General features: G+C 74.0%; 5 protein-coding genes. 1 reads left to right on the forward strand and 4 read right to left on the reverse strand.

The genetic code is table 11. The features are described 5' to 3' along the window. Window positions 1–130: 130 nt before the first annotated feature. A complete protein-coding gene (locus tag ACZ470_RS22570; protein ID WP_468429736.1) occupies window positions 131–493 on the reverse strand; it encodes a DUF3618 domain-containing protein in 363 nt (120 codons plus the stop codon). Further along, window positions 490–906: a phage holin family protein gene (locus tag ACZ470_RS22575; RefSeq protein WP_468429737.1), complete on the reverse strand. Its 417-nt coding sequence runs from the start codon at window positions 904–906 to the stop codon at window positions 490–492. Before ACZ470_RS22575 ends, ACZ470_RS22570 begins: the two co-directional genes overlap by 4 nt. Before the next feature lie 131 nt (window positions 907–1,037). Between ACZ470_RS22575 and dapA the strand changes: the two genes are divergently transcribed. Next, window positions 1,038–1,919: a 4-hydroxy-tetrahydrodipicolinate synthase gene (gene dapA, locus ACZ470_RS22580; RefSeq protein ID WP_468429739.1), complete on the forward strand. Its 882-nt coding sequence runs from the start codon at window positions 1,038–1,040 to the stop codon at window positions 1,917–1,919. 6 nt (window positions 1,920–1,925) lie between these two features. Here the strand turns inward: dapA and ACZ470_RS22585 are convergent, their stop codons facing one another. Both ACZ470_RS22585 and ACZ470_RS22590 read right to left on the reverse strand, forming a co-directional pair. Then, on the reverse strand, window positions 1,926–3,152 hold the full coding sequence (locus ACZ470_RS22585) for a YncE family protein (protein WP_468429741.1): 1,227 nt from the start codon (window positions 3,150–3,152) through the stop codon (window positions 1,926–1,928). Then, complete coding sequence (locus ACZ470_RS22590; RefSeq protein WP_468429743.1) at window positions 3,149–3,709, reverse strand: SigE family RNA polymerase sigma factor; 561 nt, start codon at window positions 3,707–3,709, stop codon at window positions 3,149–3,151. The genes ACZ470_RS22585 and ACZ470_RS22590 overlap by 4 nt, the downstream gene beginning before the upstream one ends. Window positions 3,710–3,907 lie beyond the last annotated feature (198 nt).

Raw genomic sequence — 3,907 nt, forward strand, 5'->3', positions numbered from 1 at the left:
ACCCCCCACCCCCCCACCCCCCCCCCCCCTCCCCCCCCCCCCCCCCCCCCCCCCCCCCCATCTCCCCCCCCCCCCCCCCCTCCCCCCCCCCCCCCCCCCCCCCCCCCCCCCCCCCCCCCCCGGCCCCGCCTCAGCAACTGTGGCGCCGCATGACCACACCCGCGGCGACCACCACCCCCACCGCCCCGGCGATCATCACCGGTTTCCGGTACCGCTTCCCGACCTCCCCGGCATGCGCGGCACTGCTCCGCACCTGCACGGTCATCGCCCCGGCCCGGTCCCGCAGATCGTCGGCCCGCGCCCGCGCCCTCCCCTTCACATCCATCTTCCCGGCCAACTCCTCCACGGTGTCGCCGAGTTCGTGCCGGGTCCGCTCGATCTCCCGCCGCAGCTCGTCCGGCCCCTTGGCCCCCCGCCCCGCCGCGGCGGCCTCCGCGTTCGCGTCCAGATGGGCCCCCGACGAGGACCCCGCGCGCCTCACCTCGTGCGTCATCGGTGCGCCCTTCCCTTGATCTCCTCGACGTCGGCCTTCACGCTGCCCAGTGTCCGTTCGGGCTTGGGCGGCGTGGCCCGGCGCAACTGCCCCCGCCCGGCGAGAGCGAGCACACCGGCGATGGCGAACAGCAGACCCGTGACGATGAGCGCGGCCGCCCACAGGGGCAGCACCAGGTCGAACGCGACGATGCCCGTGGCGGCCATCGCCAGCAGGCCCGCGTAGCCGAACGCCCCCGCCGCCCCGAGCATCCCGCCGCCCCGGCCGGCACGACGCCCCTTCTCCGCCAGTTCCTCCTTGGCGAGCGCCACTTCCTGCCGGGCGAGCCGTGAGATCTGTTCGGTGGCCTGCCCGACGAGCTCGCCCACACTGTGCTCGTCACGAACCGGCCGTCGTTCGATGGTTCCGGTCACGGTGCGCCTCCTCTCGGTCGGGCGGCCCGAGTACCCCTCCGCACCCTCCGCTATCCATAAAGCAACACTTACCAATACCAGCCAGCATATTTAAGTAGACCTTCACCAGCGCCCAGCCGGAGACTACCCCCATGACCTCTCTCGGCCGCACCCTCTGCGCGATGATCACCCCCTTCACCCCCACCGGCGCACCGGACCTGGACGGCGCCCAGCGGCTCGCCGACCACCTGGTCACCCACGGCTGCGACGGCCTGGTCCTCTCCGGCACCACGGGCGAGTCCCCCACCACCACCGACGCGGAGAAGGCGGCCCTCATCCAGGCGGTCCGCGAAGCCGTCGGGTCCCGCGCCACGATCGTGGCGGGCATCGGCACCCCCGACACCGCCCACACCACGCGGCTGGCCCGCGAGGCGGAGAAGGCCGGCGCGGACGCACTCCTCGCGGCGGCCCCCTACTACAGCCGCCCCCCGCAGGACGCGATCGAGGCCCACTTCCGCACCGTCGCGGAGGCCACGGACCTCCCCCTCGCCCTGTACGACATCCCGTCCCGCACGGGAGTCCGCATCGAACCGGACACCCTGCTCCGCCTCGCGGAGCACCCCCGGATCGCCGCGGTCAAGGACTGCTCCTACGACTTCCTGGCCGCGCAGAAGGTCATGTCCCGCACCGGCCTCGCGTACTACGCGGGCTGCGACGAACACAACCTGGCCCTCTACGCGGTGGGCGCCACCGGCTGCGTCAGCACGGTCGCCAACGTCGCGCCCGCCCACATCCGCGCCGTCCTGGACGCCTTCGACGCGGGCGACACGACGGAGGCGGCCCGGCTCCAGCACCGGGCCACCCCCCTGATCGAGGCGATGATGGCGAACGGCCTCCCCGGCACGGTCACCGCGAAGGCCCTCCTCACCACCCTGGGCCTCCCCGCGGGCCCGGTCCGCCCACCCCTGAGGCCGGCCGACCGCCACACCACGGACACGCTCAGGGCGACGTACGACGAACTGACGGCCGCCTGACCCGACTCACCGCCGTGCGAACACCGGCTCCCACCGCCCCTTCGTGTCGTCCTTCGGTGACCGGAACCCGCTCAGGGGAACCGTCTTGTCGCTGCCCACGGTGACCAGCACCAGCCGCTGGTGGAACTCGTTGCCGTCGGCACCGATGTCCCAGGCGACGAGCGAGTCGTCGTCCGCCCAGGCCAGCAATTGCTGCCCGGGGATCTCGGCGGCCTGCTTCCCGGTGCGGGGATCGAGGATCCAGGAGGACGTCTTCCGTGACTTACCCGCGAAATCACCGGCGAGCCTGCGCCCGTCCGGCGACAGACCGGCGTCGACGTGCCAGACCCGATGCGCCTCGCGGGGCGGGGGCGCGACGGCGTTGCCGTCGAGGTCGAAGTAGTCCAGGGGGATCTCCACCGAGATCCGTCCCGCCCAGACGAAGCGGCCGTCGGCGCTGAAGGCGAAGTCCTGGCGTGAGTTGATGAGGCCCGCCGGGCTCATCGGATCGTCACTGGTCTCGACCTCGGTCCAGGATCCCGTCCCCGAGGCCACGTCGATGACCTGGAATCCGTTCCGGGAGGAGATCTCCCGCACCTGCCACCCGACCGACCCGCCCGGGTCCTCGGTCCGGTACTGCACATCGGGATTCTCGCCGTACGTCGTCGCCACGAGCTTGCGGCCGTCCGGCGAGAAGGCCAGGCCCGCGACCTCGTGATCGACCGGGAGCCACCGCTCGACCTCGCCGCTGGCGAGGTCGAGCAGCCCGATGCGCCCGGCGGGCAGCTCCCGCTCCAGCACGGCCGCGGTCCTCAGCCCGGGAGCCACGGCGACGAACGACCACCGATCGTCCTTCTCGTACTTCCCCGTCCCCGGGTCGAGCAGCCAGTAGGTGCGCTCGGAGGCCCTGCGGTCCTCGGCCAGGCGCACCTTCGCGGTGGTGAAGTACGCGGCCATCGCCACCTCCCCGGCGGCCAGCAGGTCCCGCGGCGGCGACTGACCGGCCCGGGCGACGACCTCGGTCCGCTCGACCGCACCACCCGAGGGTCGCGCGCCCTCTCCGTCCGAGTCCAGCGCGGGCACGCCCACCGAGACCGCGATCACCGCCGCCGCCGCGGCGGCCACCGCCGAGAGGCCGCGGGCGCGGCGCCGGCGCCGTGTCGCCAGCACCCGGTCGGCGAACCCCGGGCCGGATGACGTCAGTTCGGCCGCCTGTTCGCGCAGCGCGTCCCGCACGAGTTCGTCGATGTTCACGACCGCACCTCCACGGGCGAGTGGTCACCGGCCGGCTGTCGCTCGGCCTCCGACGGGCCGACGGCGCGCAGTTCGGGCGCGAGGGCGCGCAGCCGGGCCAGGGAACGGTGGGTGGTGGACCGCACGGTGCCCACCGAGCAGCCGAGGATGCGGGCCACCTCGGCCTCGGGCAGGTCCTCGAAGTAGCGGAGCACCAGCACGGTCCGCTGGCGTGCGGTGAGCCGGGCGAGGGCGCCCCGCATCAGCAGCCGCAGCTCCGCCGCGGCCGAGGCACCGTCCTCGTCCGCCCCGGGTTCCGGCGGCTCGGCCACGCTCAGTTCGCGCCCGCGCCGTTTCAGCCGCCAGCGGCTGATCTGCTGCCGGTAGAGGATCTGCCGTACGTACGCCTCGGGTTCGTCGATGCGGTGCCAGCGGCCCGCCGCCTTGATCAGGGCGTTCTGGAGCAGGTCCTCGCCCGCGTGCCGGTCGCCGCCGCTCAGCAGGACCGCGGTCTTCAGCAGTGCGGGCGACCGGTTCGCCACGAACTCCCGGAAACTCTCCTGCGCTTCGGCATCCATCGTCACCTTCTCTTCCCCCGGGAGCGGGCCCTGTGTCCACCCCCGCACCCCTATGGACGCGCGCGGACGTCCCCCGCTATGCCACCGCACAGCGAAACGACAGAAAAGCGGGCCGGGGGGGGGGGGGGGGGGGGGGGGGGGGGGGGGGGGGAGGGGGGGGGGGGGGGGGGGGGGGGGGGGGGGGTGGGTATTCCCCCC

It is taken from the genome of Streptomyces sp. NPDC031111, from assembly GCF_055570675.1.